Annotated in this window: 20 protein-coding genes; 14 read left to right on the top strand and 6 right to left on the bottom strand. The window is 69.3% G+C overall.

The annotated features are described in order from the left end of the window. The first annotated feature begins 13 nt into the window (after positions 1-13). Positions 14-1,240 (top strand): MFS transporter, encoded by a 1,227-nt coding sequence (locus ACO07Z_RS11480; RefSeq protein ID WP_421698846.1) that lies wholly within the window; start codon positions 14-16, stop codon positions 1,238-1,240. 98 nt (positions 1,241-1,338) lie between these two features. On the opposite strand, the gene ACO07Z_RS11475 is transcribed toward ACO07Z_RS11480, so the two are convergent. Further along, positions 1,339-2,097, bottom strand: a complete 759-nt coding sequence (locus ACO07Z_RS11475; protein WP_421698845.1) for a sulfite exporter TauE/SafE family protein — start codon at positions 2,095-2,097, stop codon at positions 1,339-1,341. Between the two features lie 91 nt (positions 2,098-2,188). Beyond that, entirely contained in the window at positions 2,189-3,160 is a 972-nt protein-coding gene (tal, locus tag ACO07Z_RS11470) for a transaldolase (RefSeq protein ID WP_421698844.1), read from the bottom strand. A 217-nt stretch (positions 3,161-3,377) separates the two neighbouring features. Here tal and ACO07Z_RS11465 point away from each other — a divergent pair, with 217 nt between their 5' ends. Genes ACO07Z_RS11465 through ACO07Z_RS11455 form a run of 3 tightly spaced genes read left to right on the top strand, consistent with a single transcriptional unit; the run spans position 3,378 to position 5,449 of the window. Next, positions 3,378-4,220 (top strand): hypothetical protein, encoded by an 843-nt coding sequence (locus ACO07Z_RS11465; protein ID WP_421698843.1) that lies wholly within the window; start codon positions 3,378-3,380, stop codon positions 4,218-4,220. A gap of 33 nt (positions 4,221-4,253) precedes the next feature. After that, on the top strand, positions 4,254-4,901 hold the full coding sequence (locus ACO07Z_RS11460) for a chromate transporter (protein WP_421698842.1): 648 nt from the start codon (positions 4,254-4,256) through the stop codon (positions 4,899-4,901). Then, the gene (locus ACO07Z_RS11455) at positions 4,898-5,449 is read left to right on the top strand and encodes a chromate transporter (protein WP_421698841.1); all 552 of its coding nucleotides are present in this window, start codon (positions 4,898-4,900) and stop codon (positions 5,447-5,449) included. The genes ACO07Z_RS11460 and ACO07Z_RS11455 overlap by 4 nt, the downstream gene beginning before the upstream one ends. Positions 5,450-5,477: 28 nt before the next feature. Here the strand turns inward: ACO07Z_RS11455 and ACO07Z_RS11450 are convergent, their stop codons facing one another. Then, a complete protein-coding gene (locus ACO07Z_RS11450) occupies positions 5,478-6,173 on the bottom strand; it encodes a TIGR00266 family protein (protein ID WP_244379853.1) in 696 nt (231 codons plus the stop codon). Positions 6,174-6,369: 196 nt separating this feature from the next. Between ACO07Z_RS11450 and ACO07Z_RS11445 the strand changes: the two genes are divergently transcribed. Both ACO07Z_RS11445 and ACO07Z_RS11440 read left to right on the top strand, forming a co-directional pair. Continuing rightward, complete coding sequence (locus ACO07Z_RS11445; RefSeq protein ID WP_421698840.1) at positions 6,370-6,720, top strand: hypothetical protein; 351 nt, start codon at positions 6,370-6,372, stop codon at positions 6,718-6,720. Positions 6,721-6,837: 117 nt separating this feature from the next. Beyond that, positions 6,838-7,512, top strand: a complete 675-nt coding sequence (locus ACO07Z_RS11440) for a YoaK family protein (RefSeq protein ID WP_421698839.1) — start codon at positions 6,838-6,840, stop codon at positions 7,510-7,512. A 21-nt stretch (positions 7,513-7,533) separates the two neighbouring features. On the opposite strand, the gene ACO07Z_RS11435 is transcribed toward ACO07Z_RS11440, so the two are convergent. Continuing rightward, positions 7,534-8,130 carry a DUF6101 family protein gene (locus tag ACO07Z_RS11435; protein WP_421698838.1) on the bottom strand — a complete coding sequence of 199 codons (597 nt, stop codon included), beginning with the start codon at positions 8,128-8,130 and terminating at the stop codon, positions 7,534-7,536. Between the two features lie 217 nt (positions 8,131-8,347). On the opposite strand from ACO07Z_RS11435, the gene ACO07Z_RS11430 reads away from it, so the two are divergent. Genes ACO07Z_RS11430 through lpxK form a run of 5 tightly spaced genes read left to right on the top strand, consistent with a single transcriptional unit; the run spans position 8,348 to position 12,567 of the window. Further along, complete coding sequence (locus ACO07Z_RS11430; protein WP_421698837.1) at positions 8,348-9,169, top strand: 3'(2'),5'-bisphosphate nucleotidase CysQ; 822 nt, start codon at positions 8,348-8,350, stop codon at positions 9,167-9,169. 27 nt (positions 9,170-9,196) lie between these two features. After that, the gene (locus ACO07Z_RS11425; protein ID WP_244379846.1) at positions 9,197-9,442 is read left to right on the top strand and encodes a DUF4170 domain-containing protein; all 246 of its coding nucleotides are present in this window, start codon (positions 9,197-9,199) and stop codon (positions 9,440-9,442) included. Positions 9,443-9,458: 16 nt separating this feature from the next. Continuing rightward, complete coding sequence (locus ACO07Z_RS11420; RefSeq protein ID WP_421698836.1) at positions 9,459-10,241, top strand: lysophospholipid acyltransferase family protein; 783 nt, start codon at positions 9,459-9,461, stop codon at positions 10,239-10,241. A 6-nt stretch (positions 10,242-10,247) separates the two neighbouring features. Continuing rightward, the gene (locus ACO07Z_RS11415; RefSeq protein WP_421698835.1) at positions 10,248-11,543 is read left to right on the top strand and encodes a 3-deoxy-D-manno-octulosonic acid transferase; all 1,296 of its coding nucleotides are present in this window, start codon (positions 10,248-10,250) and stop codon (positions 11,541-11,543) included. Between the two features lie 4 nt (positions 11,544-11,547). Then, positions 11,548-12,567, top strand: a complete 1,020-nt coding sequence (lpxK, locus tag ACO07Z_RS11410) for a tetraacyldisaccharide 4'-kinase (protein ID WP_421698834.1) — start codon at positions 11,548-11,550, stop codon at positions 12,565-12,567. A gap of 6 nt (positions 12,568-12,573) precedes the next feature. Here the strand turns inward: lpxK and ACO07Z_RS11405 are convergent, their stop codons facing one another. Together ACO07Z_RS11405 and xseA are read right to left on the bottom strand one after the other, a co-directional pair. Continuing rightward, complete coding sequence (locus ACO07Z_RS11405) at positions 12,574-12,798, bottom strand: DUF2093 domain-containing protein (RefSeq protein WP_421698833.1); 225 nt, start codon at positions 12,796-12,798, stop codon at positions 12,574-12,576. A gap of 97 nt (positions 12,799-12,895) precedes the next feature. Continuing rightward, positions 12,896-14,509: an exodeoxyribonuclease VII large subunit gene (gene xseA, locus ACO07Z_RS11400; RefSeq protein ID WP_421698832.1), complete on the bottom strand. Its 1,614-nt coding sequence runs from the start codon at positions 14,507-14,509 to the stop codon at positions 12,896-12,898. Positions 14,510-14,766: 257 nt separating this feature from the next. On the opposite strand from xseA, the gene ACO07Z_RS11395 reads away from it, so the two are divergent. The 3 genes from ACO07Z_RS11395 (at position 14,767) to glyS (ending at position 19,502) form a co-directional block, all read left to right on the top strand. Continuing rightward, the gene (locus ACO07Z_RS11395; protein WP_421698831.1) at positions 14,767-15,711 is read left to right on the top strand and encodes a glycine--tRNA ligase subunit alpha; all 945 of its coding nucleotides are present in this window, start codon (positions 14,767-14,769) and stop codon (positions 15,709-15,711) included. Between the two features lie 36 nt (positions 15,712-15,747). Continuing rightward, a complete protein-coding gene (locus ACO07Z_RS11390) occupies positions 15,748-17,052 on the top strand; it encodes an MFS transporter (protein ID WP_421698830.1) in 1,305 nt (434 codons plus the stop codon). A gap of 107 nt (positions 17,053-17,159) precedes the next feature. After that, positions 17,160-19,502, top strand: coding sequence for a glycine--tRNA ligase subunit beta (gene glyS, locus ACO07Z_RS11385; RefSeq protein WP_421698829.1), 2,343 nt, complete (start codon positions 17,160-17,162; stop codon positions 19,500-19,502). Positions 19,503-19,829: the final 327 nt, after the last annotated feature.

The raw sequence follows: 19,829 nt of genomic DNA, 5'->3' as shown, positions 1-19,829 counted from the left end.
GAGTGCGCCTGTCGTGACCGCCGCTTCCCCCTCCGCCCCGCCCGATGGCCGCACGCCCTTCATCATCGGGCTCGGCATGGCCCAGCTCTGTTCCTGGGGCAGCCTCTATTACAGTTTCCCGCAGATCGCGCAGGCGATGGGGGCCGATCTCGGCTGGTCCAAGGCCGAGCTTTACGGCGCGGCGACGCTCGGCCTCGCTTTTTCCGGCCTCGCCGCCTATCCCGCCGGCGCCGCCATCGACCGTGGCCATGGGCGGGCGGTGATGGCTGGCGCGTCGCTGGCGGCCGGGCTGCTGCTGGCGCTGTGGTCGCAGGTGTCAAGCCTCGTTCTGTTCTATGTCGCGGTGGCCGGCATCGGCGTCATGCAGGCGGCGACGCTGTATGAGCCGGCCTTCGCCGTGGTGGCACGGCGGGCGGGACCGCTGCAGGCGCGCCCGGGCATCACCGCGCTGACGCTGTGGGGCGGCTTCGCCTCCACCGTCTTCATCCCGCTGGTCCAACTGCTGCTCGATGGCCTTGGCTGGCGTGGCACGCTGTTGGTGCTGGCGGCGATCAATATCGGCCTGTGCGCGACGGCGAATTTTCTCTCCGCAGGAGCCGGGCGCGAGCGGCCGCCGGCGCGTCCGCATCCCGCGGGTGCCCCGCGCTCGGTGATCGGCGAGGTGCTGCGCCAGAAGGTGTTCTGGGCGCTGGCGGTGGCCTTCACCGCCTATGCCGCCATGTTCTCCGGCTTCACCTTCCACATGTACCCGCTGCTGGTGGAGCGCGGCTTCGATACCGCCACCGTGGTGAGCGCCATCGCCTTCATCGGCCCAGCGCAGGTCGGCGGGCGCATTCTCGTCACCCTGCTGGCGCCGCGCGCGCCGGTGCGGGTGGTGGGCTCGGTCATCGTCGCGGTGTTCCCGCTCGCCTTTCTGGCGCTGGAACTGATCCCGCCGGATTTCGTCTATGTCGCGCTGTTCGCCCTCGCCTATGGCTCGGTCAACGGCATCCTCACCATCGTGCGCGGGCTGGTGGTGCCGGAATTGCTGACCCGCCGTGCCTATGGCGCGGTGAACGGCGTGCTCTCCGTGCCGGCCACCTTCTCCCGCGCGCTGGCGCCGGCGGGCATGGCGATGCTGTGGACCGCCACCGGTTCCTATGACGCGGTGCTGATGGGGGTGATCGCCCTTGCCGTGCTGCTGGCGCTCGGCTTCTGGAGCGCGGCGGCGCTTGCCCGCCCGTTGGACGAGGGGGAGTAGAGCGTTTTCGAGCGAAGTGGAGACCGGTTCGCGTGAAGAAAACGCGATAAAACAAAGAATTAGATCATTTCACTGTGTCCGTGAAACGGTGAAATGATCTAGCCCGCGAGCATGCCGGACGCGCCGTCCCAGACGAGCTTCAGCGAGATCAGGAACAGCGCGGCCATCACCAGCCGGTAGAACAGCTTTTCCGGCAGGCGCCGTGTCAGCCAGACGCCGGCGAAGGTCGCCGCCACCGCCACCGGCATCAGGAGCGCGGTAACGGTGAGATTGGCCGGGTTGAGCTGGCCGAGCGCCGCATAGGGGATGAGCTTGAGCGCATTGATGGCGGCGAAGGTCAGCGTCGTGGTGCCGGCATAGACCATCTTCGGCAGGCGCTGCGGCACCACGTACATCTGGTACGGCGGGCCGCCGCCATGGCTGACGAAGCTGGTGAAGCCCGAGACCGCGCCCCACAACAGCCCGCGCGGCACATCCGCCGGCCGCGCCGCCGCCCCCGCCGCGCCGAGCCAGCGGATGAGGCAGAAGGCGAGGCCGATCAGCCCGACGATCAGCATCACCTCGGCATCGGTGACGAGGGAGGCGGTGGCCCAGCCAATGCCGATGCCGAGCGTGGCGGCGGGAATGAGGATGGCGAGGTTGCGGCCGGAGAATTCCCGCCGGTAGGCCCAGACGCCGAACATGTCGCTGATGACATAGACCGGCAGCAGCAGGCCGGCGGCGGTCACCGGTGACATGAACAGCGCCAAGGTGGGCACGGCGAGCGAGCCGATCATCGGCACCCCGCCCTTGCTCATGCCGACGAAGAAGGCCGCGAGGCCGGCGGCGAGGGCGAAACCGAGATCGGGCACGAACATGAAGGGAGACCGGCGCGGGGACGGGAGGAGGGGGCCTCCTCCCGTGGGAAGAAGGGGAGAGGGGCGCGCCCCTCTCCCCGGCATTACGCGATCAGGCGGCCTTGGCGCCGTCGATCCGCTTGGCGACCAGCGCGCGCAGCGAATTGAGATCGCGCACGAACTGGCGGATGCCCTCGGAGAGCTTTTCCGTCGCCATCTGGTCCTCGTTGAGCCTGAAGCGGAAGCCGCGCTCGTCGAGATGCAGCCGCTCCGGCGCGCCCTCGGTATTGGCGGGGTCGAGCTTGCGCTCCAGCGTGCCTTCGTCGGCGGCGAGCTGGTCGAGCAGCGAGGGGCCGATGGTCAGCCGGTCGCAGCCCGCCAGCGCTTCGATCTCGCCGGTGTTGCGGAAGGAGGCGCCCATCACCACGGTCGGAATGCCGTGCTTCTTGTAATAGGCGTAGATCTGGCGCACCGAGACGACACCGGGGTCGGTCTCGGAGGTGAACGGGCCTTCGCCCGCCTTCACGTGCCAGTCGAGGATGCGGCCGACGAAGGGCGAGATGAGGAAGGCGCCGGCATCCGCCGCCGCGGCCGCCTGGGCCAGCGAGAACAGCAGTGTGAGATTGCAGTCGATGCCTTCCTTCTGTAGCACTTCCGCCGCGCGGATGCCTTCCCAGGTGGAGGCGATCTTGATGAGGATGCGCTCACGGCCGACGCCGCGCGCCTCATAGGCCTTGATGAACGAGCGGGCCTTGGCCAGCGTCGCTTCGGTGTCGAAGGAGAGGTCGGCATCCACCTCGGTAGAGACGCGGCCGGGGACGATCTTCGACAGTTCGGCGCCGAAGTTCAGCGCCAGCCGGTCGCAGGTCGCGGAGACCACGGCGTCCGAGGTGCCGCCCTGCTTGGTGCCCCAGTCGAGCGCCTCGTCGACGAGGGAGGAATAGGCCGACATTTCCGCCGCCTTCAGCAGCAGGGTCGGGTTGGTGGTGCAGTCCTGCGGCTTCAGGCGGCGCACCGTCTCGATGTCGCCGGTGTCGGAAACGACAACGGTCATGGCACGCAGTTGGTCGAGCTTGGAGGGCATGGCGCTATCTCTCTTCTCGCGGGAAAGGACCCCCGTGGTCCTGTCCGCAGGCACGGAGCGACGGATCGGCTTCGTTGGACCACATTTGGGGCGCTGTCTTCAAGCTGCGCAAGCGATGACGCGCATGTGACATTGCCCTGCGAACGGTCTTGTCGCGGCGCCGGGACAGGCGTAAATCTTTCAGCCCTGCGAGAGGCTTGGGCCAGCGGGACCTTCCATGGACGATATTCACTACCGCGAATACAAAATCCTGCTGCGCCCTGAGCGCTTTTTCGATCCGCATCAGTTCGAGGTCTACTGGCACAAGCTGGGACAGATCGCCCCCGAGTTCAAGGTTGGGGTGACGACGAACAAGGACGGCTTCAAGCGCCAGGTGCGCGAGGTGCTGTTCTACGACACGCCGGATTACGATCTTTACCGAAACGCCTTCATCCTGCGCAAACGCACCTTCTACACCGATGGCTGGCCCGAGCCGGAGCACGAGCTGACGCTGAAGTTCCGCCATCCTGAACTCGCCGCCGCGGCGGCGGTGGATGTGGTGCCGCATCTCAGCGGCAAGGCCGACATCAAGTTCAAGGAAGAGCTGCTGCCGCTGAAGGACAGCCTCGGTGGCATGCGCTCGCTCTATTCGCACAATTGCGTGCTGCTGAGCCCCGGCATTGTGCTCGACGCCGGGCTGGAGCGCATCACCTCAGTGTTTCCGGAGCTGGCGGAACATTGCCCGGCCGACAAGGCGGCGACCATCTCGCTGGTCAACAACCTCCCGGTCGAGGAGGTGCAGGTGAATGTCGGCTCGTTCGATTTCGGCCATGGGCTGGAGGCCAAGGCCACCATCGCGGTGTGGCGCGACCGCGCGACGGAGAGCTCGATCATCGGCGAGTTCGCCTTCCAGGCGAAGTTCGACCGCTACGACGCGCTCCATGCCAAGGCGCTGACGCGCTCGGAGGCATTCTTCCGCGCGGCCCAGACCGAAGCGCCGGAATGGGTCAAGCTCGGCGCCACCAAGACCGCGCTGGTGTATAATTTCGGCAAGCAGCTCGTTGCCAGCCACGAGGGCTGACCACGCCGCCGGCGCTCTCGGGAACCGCCCCGCATGACCTCCTCCACCCCGCCTGTGCCGGGCGCCGCCGAAGGCGAGCCGCCAGCCCCCTATGCGGTGCCCCGCGACGTGCCGCTGTGGGAGATCTTCGTCACCTTCCTGTTCATCGGCGCCATCAGCTTCGGTGGCGGCGTGGTCGCCTATCTGCGCGCCAGCCTGGTGATCAAGAAACGCTGGCTGGACGAGGACCATTTCCTCTCCGCGCTGGGAATCTCGCAGGCGCTGCCGGGCCTCAACGCCACCAATATGAGCATCATCGTCGGCGACCGGCTGCGCGGCCTGCCGGGCGCCCTCGTCGCCTTCACCGGCATGACGCTGCCCGGCGGCAGCATGGTGCTGGCACTCGGCGTCGCCTATGCCGCCAACGCCCATAACCCCTATGTCAACGCCACTCTGATTGGGGTCGGGGCGGCGGCGGTGGGCATGCTCTCGGCGGTGACGCTGCAGATCGGCCACAAGCAGCTCGGGCAGATGCTGAACGTCGCCATCATCGCCGCGACCGTGCTCATGGTCAGCGTGCTGCACATCTCGCTGATCTGGGTGCTGCTCACCGTCGGCCCTGTGGCCGTGTTCCTGTTCCGCCCGCGCAAGGGCGCCGAGGGGGCGAACGAGGCGGATGCGCGCGAGAGGAAGGCGCCATGAACGAGAATCTCTCCGTCCTCGGCGTCTTCTCCCTGCTCTCGGTTCTCGCGGTGGGCGGCGGCGCCGCCGTGCTGCCGGAAACCAAGGAACTCGTCGTCGGCACCTATCACTGGCTGAGCGACGACCAGTTCCGCGACATTTACGGCCTCGGCCAGGTGGTGCCGGGGCCCAACATGCTGATGGTCATCGTCATCGGCTACCACGTCACCGGCTTCATGGGCGCGCTGATGGCCTTTGTCGGCTTCTTCCTGCCGGCGGGCGCGCTGTCCTGGGCGGCCTCGCGGGTGTGGGACCATTTCGAGGGCTCGCCCTGGCGCCGCTCGCTGCAAATGGGGCTGGCGCCGCTGGTGGTGGGGCTGATGGCCTCGGGCACGATTTCCATCGCCCGCACGGCGATCGACGGCACGCTCACCGTCATCATCGCCTTCGCCGTCTTCGCCGGGGTCTATTGCGTGAAGAAGGTGAACCCGGCGCTGCTGGTGCTGGGCGGCGGCCTGGTGGGCCTCGCTTTGCTCAGCGGCACCGGGGGCTCCGTGCCGCCGTCCTGACCTTTTCTGCGAGCCGGGAGGTGAGCGATCAGCCCCGGCGTTCCGGCAGATAGGGGCTGACCGCATGGGCGAGGCCCGGCGCGGTCAGGCTCTGCAGCCACACCTTGCCCGGGCCGGACAGCCGCACCAGGAACAGCCCGTCGCCGCCGAACAGCGCGTTGCGCACGCCGCGCATCGTCGTCAGCTCGAAAGAGACGCTTTCCTCGAACAGCCCGACATGGCCGGGATGGACGAGCAGCTGCTGGCCAGGCTGAAGCTCATAGGTCACCAGTTCGCCGCTCAGTTCGACATAGGCGCTGGCCTGTCCCGCCAGCCGCTGCAGCACGAAGCCCTCGCCGCCAAACACCGCCCCGCCCAGCGTCTGCTGGAAAGCGGTCGTCACCTCGATGCCCGGCGTGCCGCAGACGAAGCCGTGGCGGTGGGCGAGATAGGCGCGCCCGGGGCTGATCTCGATCTCCACGAAATTGCCGGGCAGCTTGGCGGCGAAGGCGACATTACCCGGCCCGCGCTCGGCGTGGAACTCGGTCATGAACAGGCCGCCGCCGGACACCGCGCGGCTCACCAGCCCGAGCAGGCCGCTCGCCCCGCCGCCGGCGGTGGAGGTGGTGAGCACGATGTCGCCCGACATCCAGGACAGCTGGTCCGGCACGCCGACGATGCGGTCGCCGGCGTCGAGCTGGAGTTCGAGCACGGGTAGCGTGGTGCCGATGATCTTCGAGCGCATGGGAGGCCTCCGAATGGCGCCGCCGCACGCGGCGCGGGATGCGGGCGCCGAGCTTAGGCGAAGCCGCGCCCGCTGTCGCCCGCAGGCGCGTCGCGCAGAGAAAATTTCCATGGGCGCATGGGGTTACGGCTGGTGCGGAGATAGTGGCGTGCTATCCTTGCGCGCTATCATCACCTCATCCCCTCGGGAGTGCTTCATGCGTTATCCCTCCTTCGCCTCCGCCGTCGCGCGGCTGCGCCGGGCGGCCTTTGCCGTTGCCCTTGCCGCCGCCGCCTTCACCGCCGCGGGCCTCGCCAGCGGCACCGCCGAAGCCGGCGTCGCCATGCCCGGCCTCGCCACCCCGTCGGCCGTCGCCGCCGACACGCTGGCCCCGTCCGCCGCGCTCACCGAGAATGTGGCCTGGGTCTGCGGTCCGTTCCGCTGCTTCTGGCGGCCGAACTATAATTGGTACGTGCCTCCCTATGCCCGTGGCTGGGGCGCGCCGGTGCGCCCGAACTGCTACTGGCGCCGCGCCTGGGGTGGCGGCTGGGTGCATGTCTGTCCCTGAAGCCGTGCGGCCTGAAACGCGGGCCGCATCGCTTCTGCCTATGCTGTGTGGAAAGGGCGCGTCTCCCGCGCCCTTTTTCATGCCTGCCCGCGCCGTCGCGAAAGTTCTGAGACGCCCATGCCAGAGGGTTATCGCCCGCTTCTCTTCGCCACTTTCGCCACACTGGTCGCCGGCTTCGTCGATGCGGTGGGCTACGCCCATCTCGGCGGGCTGTTTCTGTCCTTCATGAGCGGCAACAGCACCCGTCTCGGCATCCAGCTGGCCGAAGGTCATGGGGCGATGGCGCTGTTCACCGCCTCCGTCATCGCCGGCTTCGTCGCCGGCGCCTTTGTCGGCACGCTGATCACCGACGCGGTGGGCGAGTGGAAACTGGTCGCGGTGCTGGGCAGCGAGGTCGTGCTGTTCGCGCTGGCGGCGGGCCTCGCCGGCCTCGATGCCGGGCGGCTGGCGCTGCTGCCGGTAGCGCTCGCCATGGGCATGCAGAACAGCGTGCACCAGATCATCGCAGGGGCGGATATCGGCAAAAGCTTCGTCACCGGGGCGCTGTTCGGCCTCGGCCAGGCGCTGGCGCGCTGGATGAAGCGACGCGGCGGACCGGTGGAGGCGCTGGCCTATGCCGGGTCCTGGGCGTCTTTCGTCACGGGCGCCGGCATCGGCGCCCTGCTGCTGGCGGCGAGCGGGCTGGTGCCGTCGCTGGTCGCCGCCTGCCTGCTGCTCGCTGGCCTCACCGCGACCGCCTTCGCCTTTCACGGCCATCTGGTGCGGCCTATCGGCAAGGAAGGCGGCGACTGAGAGGAGCTGCGGGCTTTGGCGTCAGTCCCGCGCGCTCAGTTCACGCTCGCCGCGATGGACCGTGAGTTCCCCCGTCCGACCGGCGCCGCGCCGGCGATAGACGCTGGGCCGGCGGTGCTTGAGCGCGCCCCGGCGGGCGCGGCGCGCGCGCATCTCGCCAATCACCAGCCGGCCGATCATCGTATAGGCGGGCTGGTGGCTGCCATCGGCCAGCGTCACCAGCATCGGCCGGCCGAGCGCCGCGCTCCAGCCGCGCCATTCCGCCACCACATCGTCGATATGCGGCGCGCTGTAGAGCGTCACCGACAGCGCCGGGTCCTCATGCACCAGCACGATGGCGACGCCGTCATCGTCGCCCTCCGGGTCGAGCAGCGCCACCGCCAGCCCGCGATAGGCGTCGAGCGGGCGCGCCGCCTTCATCGCCACCCCGGCGACGCGGCGGTAGATCACCACCCGGTCGAGGCCGAGCTCGATCTGCCGCACCCCGTCATCGGCCCCGTCATCGGCCGCCTCGAACCGCAGCGGCCAGCCCTCCGACGTGGCGGGCCGCGCCAGCGCCACATAGGGGGCCGGCGCCGCCGGCCGCCTCAACTCTGCTTCCATCATCCGTTGACGCATCACGCATCTCCCCGCCGATTTTCTGGCTCAGTGGCCTCGGTCGTGGGGACACCGTAGTCGCGGCCCTGTACCGGGCCGCTTAAGGGACATGGTTGAGAGTTTCTTCCCGGCCGCGAATGGCACCTATGCTTGACGAATGCTTGTCGGATTGGCTCGCAATGCCGATATCGCGTTTGCAATCCTCACCGCTCCCGCGTACGTCCCGAAAATGGAATCCATGCCGCCCCTTTCCCCCGACCTGCCCGATCTTGATGCCGTCACCGATCCTCTCGCCGATCCCGCCGTCGCGGCGCGGCATCTGGCGGAGGCGGTGGTGGCGGCCGGGGCGGTGGCGGTGGAGATGTTCCGCGTCGGGGTGAAGAGCTGGTCCAAGCACAATGATTCCCCCGTCACCGAAGCCGACCTCGCCGTCGACGTGATGCTGCGCGAGCGCCTGAGCCTCGTCGGCCCGGCCTATGGCTGGCTGTCGGAGGAAACGGTGGACGAACCCTCCCGCCTGTCGCGGCGCCGGGTATGGATCGTCGATCCCATTGACGGCACCCGCGCCTATATGGCCGGGCGCGCCGACTGGTGCGTGGAGGCGGCGCTGGTGGAGGATGGCAGGCCGATCGCCGGCGCCCTGTTCGCCCCCGTCACCGAGGAACTGTTCATCGCGGTGCGCGGCGGCGGGGCGACGCGCAACGGCCAGCCGATCCAGGTCTCCACCACTCGAGCGCTTGCCGGCGCGGTGATCGACGGGCCGGCGCCCTGGCTCGCCCATCTCGACCGGGCGGGTAGCTGGCGCCGGGTCGACCGCATCCGCTCGCTGGCGCTGCGCCTCGCCCGCGTCGCCACCGGCGAGCTCGATGCCGCGCTCGCCTCACCCAATGGAAATGATTGGGACCTTGCCGCCGCGGACCTTTTGGTGCACGAAGCAGGCGGACGGCTGACCACGCTCGACGGCCGTCCGCTCGCCTATAACGCGCCGGTGCCGCGGCATGGGGCGCTGGTTTCGGCCGGCAGCCAGCTCCATCCGGCGCTGATGGCTGTGGCGCGCTGATCGTTCCCGAGCACAGGACGCGACCGGATGCCCGAGACCACCAGTCCCCAGCTTCTGCACCTCGTCTTCGGCGGCGAGCTCGAAAAGATCGACGGCGTCACCTTCAAGGATCTCGACGCGCTCGACATCGTCGGCGTGTTCCCGAACTACGCCACCGCCCATGCGGCGTGGAAGGCCAAAGCGCAGCAGACCGTCGACCAGGCCCAGACTCGCTATTTCATCGTCCACCTTCATCGCCTGCTGGACCCGGACGCCAGCGCGAAGACCAGCTGATCGCCGGCACCTTCGCATGTGGCGTCGACTGCGCACCTCACCGACGGTCCGCACCGTTCTCGGGCGGAGCATGGCGTCCTATCTGCGCTTCGTCTGGCGCACCCAGCGCGTGGTGATGGAGCCGGCCAATCTCTATGAGCTGGCCGACGCCCAGCTGCCGATGATTCTCACCTTCTGGCATGGCCAGCATTTTCTCACCCCCTTTCTGGTGCGGCCCTATCACCGCGCCAAGGTGATGATCTCGCGCAGCGCGGATGCGGATGTGAACGCCATCGCCGCCGAGGCGCTGGGCATCGGCGCGGTGCGCGGCTCGGGGGCACAGGGGCGCGATTTCCGCACCAAGGGCGGCTTCAACGCCACGCTGGAGATGATCCGTCATCTCAGTGAGGGCACCAATGTCGCGATGACGGCGGATGTGCCGAAGATTTCGCGCGTCGCCGGACTCGGCGTCGTCACCATCGCCAAACATTCGGGCCGGCCCATCTATCCCGTCGCCATCGCCACCTCGCGGCGCATCATCGCCCGCAGCTGGGACAAGTCGGCGATCCATCTGCCCTTCGGCCGTGCCGCCGTGGTCGCCGGCGACGGCGTGCGCGTGCCGACCGATGCCGGGCCGGAGGAGCTGGAAGCGGCGCGGCGGGAGCTGCAGCGCCAGCTTGAGTTCGCCACCGCCCGCGCCGAGGAACTGGTCGGCCGCCCTGCCGAAGCGCGGGCGCTCGCCCGCAAGGCCGCCGCGGCGGCAAAATCCGCCGAGCCCGCCCCGTTGGAGCCCGCCCCCGCGCCGGCGCGCAACGGCTAGCGCGCCATGGCCAGCCCCCGCTCCCCCTTTCTCGTCCGCTGCTACCGGGCGGCGACCTGGCTGGCGACGCCTTTCGTCCGCCTGCTGCTGGCGCGCCGGCTGAAGCGGGGCAAGGAGGATGGCGCGCGGCTGACCGAGCGCTATGGCCGCGCCAGCGCCGCCCGCCCGCGCGGGCCGCTGGTGTGGGTGCATGGCGCCAGCGTCGGCGAGATGATCGCCGTGCTGCCGCTGATCGAACGGCTGCGCGCGCGCGGCTTCCGCGTGCTTTTCACCTCGGGCACCGTCACCTCGGCGCGCCTCGCGCAGGCGCGGCTACCGCCCGACGTGCCGCACCAGTTCGTGCCGCTGGATTCGCCGCTGTTCCTGCGCCGCTTCCTCAAGCACTGGCGGCCGGACCTGGTGCTGCTGGTCGAATCCGAGCTGTGGCCGAACCTCATTCTGGAAGTGAACGCCCGCGGGACGCCGCTGGTGCTGGTCAATGCGCGCATGTCGCCCTCGTCCTTCGCCAGCTGGGGCCGGGTGCCGGGCAGCGTCGCGGCGCTGCTGTCGCGGGTGGATCTGTGTCTGGCACAGGGGCTGGACGATGGCACGCGGCTGAAGCAGCTCGGCGCGCCGCGCGTCACCGTGACCGGCAATCTCAAATTCGACGCGCCGCCGCCCCCTGTCGACATCGCCGCCTTCGACACGCTGCGGCTGGCGACCGCCGGGCGTATCGTCTTCGTCGCCGCCTCTACCCATCCCGGCGAGGAGGAGATCGTCATCGAGGCGCATCAGCGCCTGGCCAAGGAACTGCCGAACCTGCTCACCATTCTCGCCCCCCGCCATCCCGAGCGCGGCACGGCGGTGGTGCAGCTGGCGACCGCGGCCGGTTGCCCGGCGGTGCTGCGCAGCGACGGCTACCAGCCCGACAGGGGCACCGCGATCTATGTCGCCGACACGATCGGCGAGCTCGGCCTGTTCTACCGGCTCGGCCCGGTGGCGCTGCTCGGCGGCTCGCTGGTGCGCCGGGGCGGGCAGAACCCGATCGAGCCGATCAAGCTCGACACCGCGATCCTGCACGGCCCGCATGTGACCAATTTCAACGCGCTCTACGACCGGCTCGACGAGGCGGGCGGCGCGCTCGCCGTCACCGATGGCCGCACGCTGGCGGCGGCGGCCTATCGGCTGCTGGCCGATCCCGCGTTCCGTGCGACGATGATCGCGGCCGGGCAGGCGACCGTGGAGAGTTTCGGCGGCGCGCTGGAGCGTACGCTCGCCGCCATCGATCCCTATCTGGTGCAGATCCAGCTGGAGAGGCACTGAGGCCATGCAGGCACCGCACTTCTGGTGGCGACGGGAACAGAGCTGGCTGGCCAAGCTGCTGGCGCCGCTCGGCGCGCTGGTGGGCGGGGTGACGCTGGCGCGCCTGCGCCGGCCGGGAACCGGGGTCGGCCTGCCGGTCATCTGTGTCGGCAACCCCACGGTCGGCGGCGCCGGCAAGACGCCCACCGTGATCGAGATCGCCCGCCGCCTCGCTCTGCATGGCCACAAGCCGGCGGTGCTCACGCGCGGCTATGGCGGCCGGCTGAAAGGCCCGGTGCGGGTCGATCCGCTGCTGCACAGCGCCGAGGATGTGGGCGACGAGCCGCTGCTGCTGGCCCGCGCCGCTCCCACCTTCGTCGCCCGCGACCGGCTCGCCGGCGCGCAGGCGGCGGCGCAGGCCGGGGCGGACGTGCTCATCATGGATGACGGCTTCCAGAGCCCGGCGCTGGCGAAGTCGCTCTCCATCCTCGTCATCGATGCCGGGGTGGGCATCGGCAACGGGCTGTGCCTGCCGGCCGGCCCCCTGCGCGCCCCGCTCGCCCCGCAGCTGGAACAGGCGCAGGCGCTGCTGGTCATCGGCGAGGGCGCGCCCGGCGAGCGCGCCGCCCGCGACGGCTATGCGGCCGGTGCTGTGGTGCTGCGCGGCCGGCTGGCACCGGAGGCGCAGGCGGTGGCACGGCTGTTCGGCAAGCGGGTGCTCGCCTATGCCGGCATCGGCCGGCCCGCCAAATTCTTCGAGACGCTGCGCACGCTCGGCGTGCTGCCTGTGGTGACGCGGGCCTTCCCGGACCACCATGTCTACACGGCGGCCGAGGTGGAAGAGCTGCGTGCCGAGGCGGAGAAGCTCGACCTTCTGCTCGTCACCACGGAGAAGGACGCGATGCGCCTCGCCGGCAGCGAGGTCGGCCAGCCCTTGATTGAAGCGTCGGACGTGCTGCCGGTACGCATGGCACTGGAGCCACAGAGCGCGCGGGCGCTGGAGCGCATGCTGGGTGGGCTGGAGGCTGGCCCGCGCGAACCGTGAGCCGGCTCAGGCCAGCTTGACCCGGTCCGGATGCAGCCGTGCCAGCACCGCTTCCGGCGTGGCATAGGCTTCCTGCAGATCCACGCTCCAATAGCGCAGCTCGTCGAGCGGAATGGCTTCGCCGGTGACGGCGCAGCGCACGAAGGTGCCGGGACGCACGACGCGGAAGTCGCCGTCGAGATAACGCACTTCGGCTTCACCCGAGGTGGGGAATCGTTCGAAGCGGTTCATGGGCCCGCTCCTCCTGTCGGTTGGTTTGGCGCGACAATAAAGACCCGGCACGGCATCGGGCAAGCCCGCTGCGATCACCTCTTCGGCGCGAGGGGCTTCAGCTGTCGAACAAGGTGGGTTGGCGCGGCGGCTCCGGCAAGGGCGCGGACCGCGTCTTCGCCGGTTTGCGCGACGGTCGGGCGGGGGAGGGCGGCGCCTCCGGCTCGGCGCCGATGGCGCTCACCGCCACGCGGCCGTCGCGGAACTCGATTTCCAGCGCGTCACCCGCGCCGATGCCGGCGGCCGCGTGGACCGGCGCGCCGGAGGCGTCGCGCACAAGGGCATAACCGCGCGCGAGCACGCCCTTATAGGAGAGGGCGGTGAGCAGCTTGGCGACGGCGTCGAGCCGCCCCGCGCGCTCCGCCGCCTGCTGGCGCCGGCAGCGTTGCAGCCGCACATGCAGTGCGTCGAGCCGGTCGCGCGCCCGCTCGCGGCGGTCGCGCAGCGCCTGGGCGATGAGGCGCAGGCGCGATTCGTCGCGGGTGAGGCGCAGCCGGTGGCGGGCCGTGTTCGCCGTCAGGCCGCGCGGCAACCGGGCCGCGAGGTCGCCGGCCCGCTCGCGCCGGCGGGCGAGGGCGCCGGCGAGCAGCTGCGGCGTGAGCCGGCCTTCGACGCGGGTGAGGCCGAGCCGGTGCGCGCCGGCATTGGCCTTGAGCGCGCGCGGCAGGCGCTGGCCGGCGAGGTCGAGGCGCTGGCGCGGCACGGCGAGCACGGCATCGGCGCTCGGCAGCAGGCGGGCGAGGGCGCGCAGATCGGTACGACGCCGCTCCAACCCGCGGGCGAAACAGGCGCGCAGCCGCGCATGCAGACCGGCGACTTCGGCGAGGAGATCGGCGCGCACCGGCACCGCCATCTCGGCGGCGGCGGTGGGTGTGGGCGCGCGCAGATCAGCGGCGAAGTCGATCAGCGTCACGTCGGTCTCATGGCCGACGGCGGAAATCAGCGGAATGGCGCTCTCCGCCGCCGCCCGCACCACGCTTTCCTCGGAGAAGCCGAGCAAATCTTCCAGCGAGCCGCCGCCGCGCGCGACAATGAGCACGTCCGGGCGCGGGATCGGACCTCCCGGAGCCAGCGCGTTGAAGCCGCGAATGGCGGTGCTGACCTCGGCGCCTGACGTGTCGCCCTGCACCCGCACCGGCCACACCAGTACATGACGCGGAAAGCGGTCGTTCAGCCGGTGGAGAATGTCGCGGATCACCGCGCCGGTGGGCGAGGTGACGACGCCGATGACGCGGGGAAGGAAGGGCGGGCGACGCTTGCGCTCGGGCGCGAACAGGCCCTCGGCGGCGAGGCGGTTCTTGCGCTCCTCCAGCATCGCCATGATGGCGCCGGCGCCGGCGAATTCCAGTTGCTCAATGACGATCTGGTAGGAGGACTTGCCGGGAAAGGTGGTGATGCGGCCGATGGCGACCACTTCCAGCCCTTCCTCGGGCTTCAGGCGAAGCCGGCCGAAATTGCCCTTCCACACAACGGCGTCGAGCCGGGCGTTCTGGTCCTTCAGGCTGAAATAGGCATGGCCGGAGGAATGCGGCCCGCGATAGCCGGAGATTTCCCCGCGCACCCGCACATGGCCGAAGGAATCCTCCACCGTGCGCTTGAGCGCGCCGGAGAGTTCCGAGACGGTCCAGTCGGCGGCGTTGGAGACGGGCGATTCGGCGAGGCTGTCGGGCATGAGGGAGTGATAATGGGTTTTCAGCCAGGCGGAAACGGGGCGGCCCCGTTCACCCAGGGGAACGCCGTCATCCTGAGGTGCGAGCGTAGCGAGCCTCGAAGGAGGATCGTCCGGGTTCTCCGGGATGAACATCCTTCGAGACCCTGCCGCTGGCCGGGCACCTCAGGATGACGGCGCGCAGCATTGCAGCGCACCTTGATCCCCGCCCTTCCCCGGCCTAGGTTGCGCCGCCTTTCCAGCCAACCGCCGGCTTACCCATGATCGATCCCGCTCTGCCGCCGCATATGCGCCCCGACAAGTCGTTCCAGGGGCTCATCCTCGCGCTCCATGCCTTCTGGGCGGACAAGGGCTGCGTCGTGCTGCAGCCTTACGACATGGAAGTCGGCGCCGGCACCTTCCACCCCGCCACCACGCTGCGCGCGCTGGGCCCGCTGCCGTGGAAGGCGGCCTATGTGCAGCCCTCGCGCCGGCCCAAGGACGGGCGCTACGGCAAGAACCCCAACCGGCTGCAGCATTACTACCAGTATCAGGTGATCCTGAAGCCCTCGCCCGCCGATCTGCAGGACCTCTATCTCGCCTCGCTCTCGGCCATCGGCATCGATCTTAAGCTGCATGATGTGCGCTTCGTCGAGGACGATTGGGAAAGCCCGACGCTCGGCGCCTGGGGGCTCGGCTGGGAGTGCTGGTGCGACGGCATGGAGGTGAGCCAGTTCACCTATTTCCAGCAGGTCGCCGGCTTTGAATGCGCCCCCGTCGCGGGCGAGCTGACCTATGGGCTGGAACGCCTCGCCATGTATGTGCAGGGGGTCGAGAACGTCTACGACCTCAATTTCAACGGCCGGGAGGGCGACGAGAAAGTCACCTATGGCGACGTGTTCCTGCAGGCGGAAGAGGAATATTCCCGGCACAATTTCGAGCATGCCGACACCGACATGCTGTTCGAGCAGTTCCGCATGGCCGAGAGCGCCGCGGCCAAATATCTCGAAGCGGGCTGGGAAGACGGCAGCAAGACCCGTCATTTGATGGCGCAGCCGGCCTATGACCAGTGCATCAAGGCCAGCCATGTGTTCAACCTGCTGGACGCGCGCGGGGTGATTTCCGTCACCGAGCGCCAGAGCTACATTCTTCGCGTGCGCGAGCTGGCCAAGGCCTGCGGCGCCGCGTGGCTGGCGACAGCGGCGGGCGGCACGCCGGCGGTCTGATCTTTCCTTCTCTCCCCTCCTGTGCGGAGCGCGACCATGTCCAGCCTCGACGTCGCGTTGCCCGGTGGCAGCCTTCCGGCCGAGGTCCCGGCCGGGCGGCGCGCGCTGCTGGCCGGCGCGCTGGGCAATGCGCTGGAATGGTACGATTTCGCCGCCTATGGCTTTCTCGCCGCCATCTTCGCCAAGAACTTCTTTCCTGACAGCGACGCCTTTGTCGGGCTGATCGCCGCCTTCGGCGTGTTCGCCGCTTCCTTCGTCATGCGCCCGGTCGGCGGCGTGCTGTTCGGCCATATTGGCGACCGCTATGGCCGCCGCCACGCGCTGTTCATTTCCGCCGCGATGATGACGGTCTCCACCGTCGCCATCGGCCTGTTGCCGACCTATGCCGCCATCGGCGCGGCGGCGCCGCTGCTGCTCCTGCTGCTGCGGCTGCTGCAGGGGCTTTCCATCGGCGGTGAATACACCACTTCCGCGATCTTCCTCGCCGAGAACGCGGCCCAGCGCCGGCGCGGGCTCATCGCCTCCTTCGCCGGCTGCGGCGCCTCCGGCGGCACGCTGCTCGGCTCCATGGTCGGCGCGGCCACCGCGACATTGATGAGCACGGACGACCTCGTCGCCTGGGGCTGGCGCATCCCGTTCCTGCTCGGCATCCTGCTCGGCGGCTTCACGCTCTATCTGCGCGGCTCGTCCGCGCCTGGGCACGAGCCGCCGGCGCGTGCGCACCCGCCCGGCCGGTTGCCGCTGATCGAGGCCCTGCGCTCGGACGGGCGGGAGATGATCCGCGCCGCGGTGCTCAACCTCACTCTGGGCGTCGGCTTCTACATGCTGTTCGTCTACCTCACGACCTATATGCAGCAGGTGGACGGCCTCACGGAGCGCGTCTCGCTGCAGATCAACACCATCAGCATGGTCGCCGTGCTCGGGCTGGCGCCGGTTTTCGCCGCTTTGTCCGACCGGATCGGCCGCAAGCCGGTGGTGTGCGGCGGGCTGATCGGCCTCATCCTGTTGTCCTGGCCGCTGTTCCGCCTGCTCGACTCCGGCGATGCGGGCGCGGCGCTCGCCGGCCAGCTCGGCTTTGCCGTGCTGGTCGCCGCCTATGCCGGTCCGATGCCCTGCGTGCTGGTGGAAATGTTCCGTCCGGCGACGCGGTGCAGCGCGCTGTCGCTCAGCTACAATCTCGCCCTCGGCCTTGCCGGCGGCACCGCGCCGATGGTGGCAGTGTATCTGGTGAACCGCGAGCAGTTCGACATGGGCCCGGCCGTCTATCTCATCGCGGTGGCGGCGGTGTCGCTCATCGCCGCGCTGACGATGAAGGAAACCCGCGGCCGGGCGCTTTCCTGAACGAGACGCCTCCCCTCGCCGGGCGCGACGTGCTAGGGCGTCGGCCGACCTTCCCGCAACGGCGCGCGCCGCACGGCGCCGCCCGCCAGCCGACGTGACGCAGCGCCATGCCCGATCTCCTGCTCGAACTGTTCTGCGAAGAAATCCCCGCCCGCATGCAGGCCGGCGCGGCGGAGAGCCTGCGCAAGCTCGTCACCGATGCGCTGGTCGAGCGAGGTCTCGTCTATGAGGGCGCCAAGGCCTTCGTCACCCCGCGCCGGCTGGCGCTCGCCGTGCACGGCCTGCCCGCGCAGCAGCCCGACACGCATGAGGAGCGCAAGGGCCCGCGCGTCGGCGCCCCGCAGGGCGCGATCGACGGCTTCCTGAAAGCCGCCGGGCTTACCTCCATCGAGCAGGCCAGCATCGAGAGCGACCCGAAGAAGGGCGAGTTCTACGTCGCCCGCCTTCACAAACACGGCCGGCCGACGCCGGACGTGGTGGCCGAGATCGTGCCCGCCGTCATCCGCGCCTTCCCCTGGCCGAAGTCCATGCGCTGGGGCAAGGGCTCGACCAGCCCGAACGCGCTGCGCTGGGTGCGGCCGCTGCAATCCATCCTGTGCACCTTCGGCCCCGAGACCGAGGAGCCGGAGATCGTCGCCTTCGAGATCGACGGCCTCCGCTCGGGCGACACCACGCGCGGCCACCGCTTCCTCTCCGAGGGCACGATCCGCGTGCGCCGGCTGGAAGACTGGATGGCCAAGTTGGAGGCCGCCTTCGTGGTGGTTGACCGCGAGCGGCGCAAGGACATCATCCTCAACGACGCCAAGGACCTCGCCCTAGCGCAGGGGCTGGAACTGGTGGAGGATGCCGGCCTGCTGGACGAGATTTCCGGCCTGGTGGAATGGCCCGTCGTGCTGATGGGGTCGTTCGACCCGGCCTTTCTCGACGTGCCGGACGAGGTGGTGCGCGCCACCATCCGCGCCAACCAGAAATGCTTCGTGCTGAAGGACCCCGCCACCGGGCGCCTCGCCAACAAGTTCGTGCTGGTGTCGAACCTTGCCGCCAGCGACGGCGGCGCGGCGATCATCGCCGGCAATGAGCGCGTCATCCGCGCCCGGCTGTCGGACGCCAAGTTCTTCTGGGAGACCGACAAGAAGACCAACGCTTCAGTCTCGCTGGAAGACCGGCTGGCGAAGTTCGGCAACGTCACCTTCCACGAGAAGCTCGGCTCGCAGCTGGAGCGCATCCGCCGCATCGCCGCGCTGGCGAAGACGCTGGCGCCGCTGGTCGGCGCCGACCCGGAGCTGGCGGAGCAGGCCGCGCTCTACGCCAAGAGCGACCTGCGCACCGAAGTGGTGGGCGAATTCCCCGAGGTGCAGGGCTTGATGGGCCGTTATTACGCCCGTCTTGAAGGCCTGCCGGAAGAAATCGCCGCCGCCGCGGAAGAGCATTACAAGCCGCAGGGCCCGACCGACCGCGTGCCGACCGCGCCGGTGTCCGTCGCCGTGGCGCTGGCCGACAAGCTCGACACGCTCACCGGCTTCTGGGCCATTGACGAAAAGCCGACCGGGAGCAAGGACCCCTATGCGCTGCGCCGGGCGGCGCTGGGCGTGGTGCGGATTATCCTGGAGAACGGGCTGCGAATAGGGCTCCAAGACGCTCTATGGGAAACTCGCAATATTCAGCTTCAGAAAGCTGCTGATGCCAGATCTGCAGAGCTTGAAAGCGAATTTTTGACACAGCACGAGCTGGCCAGAGAGCATCTGCGTGAACTAGATGCTCTCGATGAGCAGGCTTCTAATGGAATGTCATTTCTGGAATTCATATTTACGGTCAAATCTCGTGATCAGCTTCCCGTTGTTGAGAAAGATAAACTTGATCGTTACATCAACACACTTATGGATCGTTGGTGGCACGTTGAGAATCAGGCTTCGTGGTTGCTTGCAAAAGATGCGCTTGCCTTCTTCGCTGACCGCCTGAAGGTCCATCTTCGCGAGGCCGGTGCCCGCCACGACCTCGTCGATGCCGTTTTTGCGCTCCCGGGCCAGGACGACCTCCTCCTCGTGGTGAAGCGGGTCGAGGCGCTGGGGCGCTTCCTCGCGACCGAGGACGGCAAGAACCTGCTCGCCGGCACCAAGCGCGCGGCGAACATCCTGCGCATCGAGGAGAAGAAGGACGGCGTCGCTTACGAGGGCGGCGTCGATGTGGTTCTGCTGCACGAGCCGGAGGAGCGCGCGCTTAGCCAGGCGATCGCCGCGCTCGGCCCGCAGATCGAACAGGCGCTGGCGCGTGAGGATTTCGAGGCCGCCATGGCGCTGATCGCGCAGCTGCGCGCGCCGGTCGACGCCTTCTTCGAGAAGGTGACGGTGAATGCGGACGACCCCGCGCTGCGGGTCAACCGCCTGCGCCTGCTCGCCGATATCCGCGCCGCCACCCGCAGCATCGCCGATTTCGAGCGTATCGAGGGGTAGGCGGGGCGGCCTCTCGCTTCGAGGCGGCCCGCTGGCAAAGTTACGCCCTCATCCCCGGGCTTGACCCGGGGATCCAGGACCTGGAGGCCCAGCCCGTCATGCTGAGGTGCCGCCCGGCACGGGCGGCCTCGAAGCACGCAGGCGCGAAGCAACCAGCTCACCACCGCTCGCACCGCGCCATCATCCTTCGAGGCGCGCTGCGCGCGCACCTCAGGACGACGGTGCAGGAGCGGAGCGCTGGCGTGGAGGGAGCCGCTCCCCCGCTTGCGCAGACCCAAGGGCGGAACCATCCTGCCGGGCGCGGCTTATGTCGCTACCACCCAGCGG

It is taken from the genome of Ancylobacter sp., assembly GCF_965229075.1.
Taxonomy (GTDB): Bacteria; Pseudomonadota; Alphaproteobacteria; order Rhizobiales; family Xanthobacteraceae; genus Ancylobacter.
Note: the sequence above shows the minus strand (reverse complement) of the source record. Positions and strands in the feature narration are given on the sequence as shown.

Bases quoted from the DNA above. Each gene is read 5' to 3' on its own strand.
- ACO07Z_RS11475 (WP_421698845.1), bottom strand. From the start codon at position 2,097: ATGTTCGTGCCCGATCTCGGTTTCGCCCTCGCCGCCGGCCTCGCGGCC.
- tal (WP_421698844.1), bottom strand. From the start codon at position 3,160: ATGCCCTCCAAGCTCGACCAACTGCGTGCCATGACCGTTGTCGTTTCC.
- ACO07Z_RS11465 (WP_421698843.1), top strand. From the start codon at position 3,378: ATGGACGATATTCACTACCGCGAATACAAAATCCTGCTGCGCCCTGAG.
- ACO07Z_RS11460 (WP_421698842.1), top strand. From the start codon at position 4,254: ATGACCTCCTCCACCCCGCCTGTGCCGGGCGCCGCCGAAGGCGAGCCG.
- ACO07Z_RS11455 (WP_421698841.1), top strand. From the start codon at position 4,898: ATGAACGAGAATCTCTCCGTCCTCGGCGTCTTCTCCCTGCTCTCGGTT.
- ACO07Z_RS11450 (WP_244379853.1), bottom strand. From the start codon at position 6,173: ATGCGCTCGAAGATCATCGGCACCACGCTACCCGTGCTCGAACTCCAG.
- ACO07Z_RS11445 (WP_421698840.1), top strand. From the start codon at position 6,370: ATGCGTTATCCCTCCTTCGCCTCCGCCGTCGCGCGGCTGCGCCGGGCG.
- ACO07Z_RS11440 (WP_421698839.1), top strand. From the start codon at position 6,838: ATGCCAGAGGGTTATCGCCCGCTTCTCTTCGCCACTTTCGCCACACTG.
- ACO07Z_RS11435 (WP_421698838.1), bottom strand. From the start codon at position 8,130: ATGCGTCAACGGATGATGGAAGCAGAGTTGAGGCGGCCGGCGGCGCCG.
- ACO07Z_RS11430 (WP_421698837.1), top strand. From the start codon at position 8,348: ATGCCGCCCCTTTCCCCCGACCTGCCCGATCTTGATGCCGTCACCGAT.
- ACO07Z_RS11425 (WP_244379846.1), top strand. From the start codon at position 9,197: ATGCCCGAGACCACCAGTCCCCAGCTTCTGCACCTCGTCTTCGGCGGC.
- ACO07Z_RS11420 (WP_421698836.1), top strand. From the start codon at position 9,459: ATGTGGCGTCGACTGCGCACCTCACCGACGGTCCGCACCGTTCTCGGG.
- ACO07Z_RS11415 (WP_421698835.1), top strand. From the start codon at position 10,248: ATGGCCAGCCCCCGCTCCCCCTTTCTCGTCCGCTGCTACCGGGCGGCG.
- lpxK (WP_421698834.1), top strand. From the start codon at position 11,548: ATGCAGGCACCGCACTTCTGGTGGCGACGGGAACAGAGCTGGCTGGCC.
- ACO07Z_RS11405 (WP_421698833.1), bottom strand. From the start codon at position 12,798: ATGAACCGCTTCGAACGATTCCCCACCTCGGGTGAAGCCGAAGTGCGT.
- xseA (WP_421698832.1), bottom strand. From the start codon at position 14,509: ATGCCCGACAGCCTCGCCGAATCGCCCGTCTCCAACGCCGCCGACTGG.
- ACO07Z_RS11395 (WP_421698831.1), top strand. From the start codon at position 14,767: ATGATCGATCCCGCTCTGCCGCCGCATATGCGCCCCGACAAGTCGTTC.
- ACO07Z_RS11390 (WP_421698830.1), top strand. From the start codon at position 15,748: ATGTCCAGCCTCGACGTCGCGTTGCCCGGTGGCAGCCTTCCGGCCGAG.
- glyS (WP_421698829.1), top strand. From the start codon at position 17,160: ATGCCCGATCTCCTGCTCGAACTGTTCTGCGAAGAAATCCCCGCCCGC.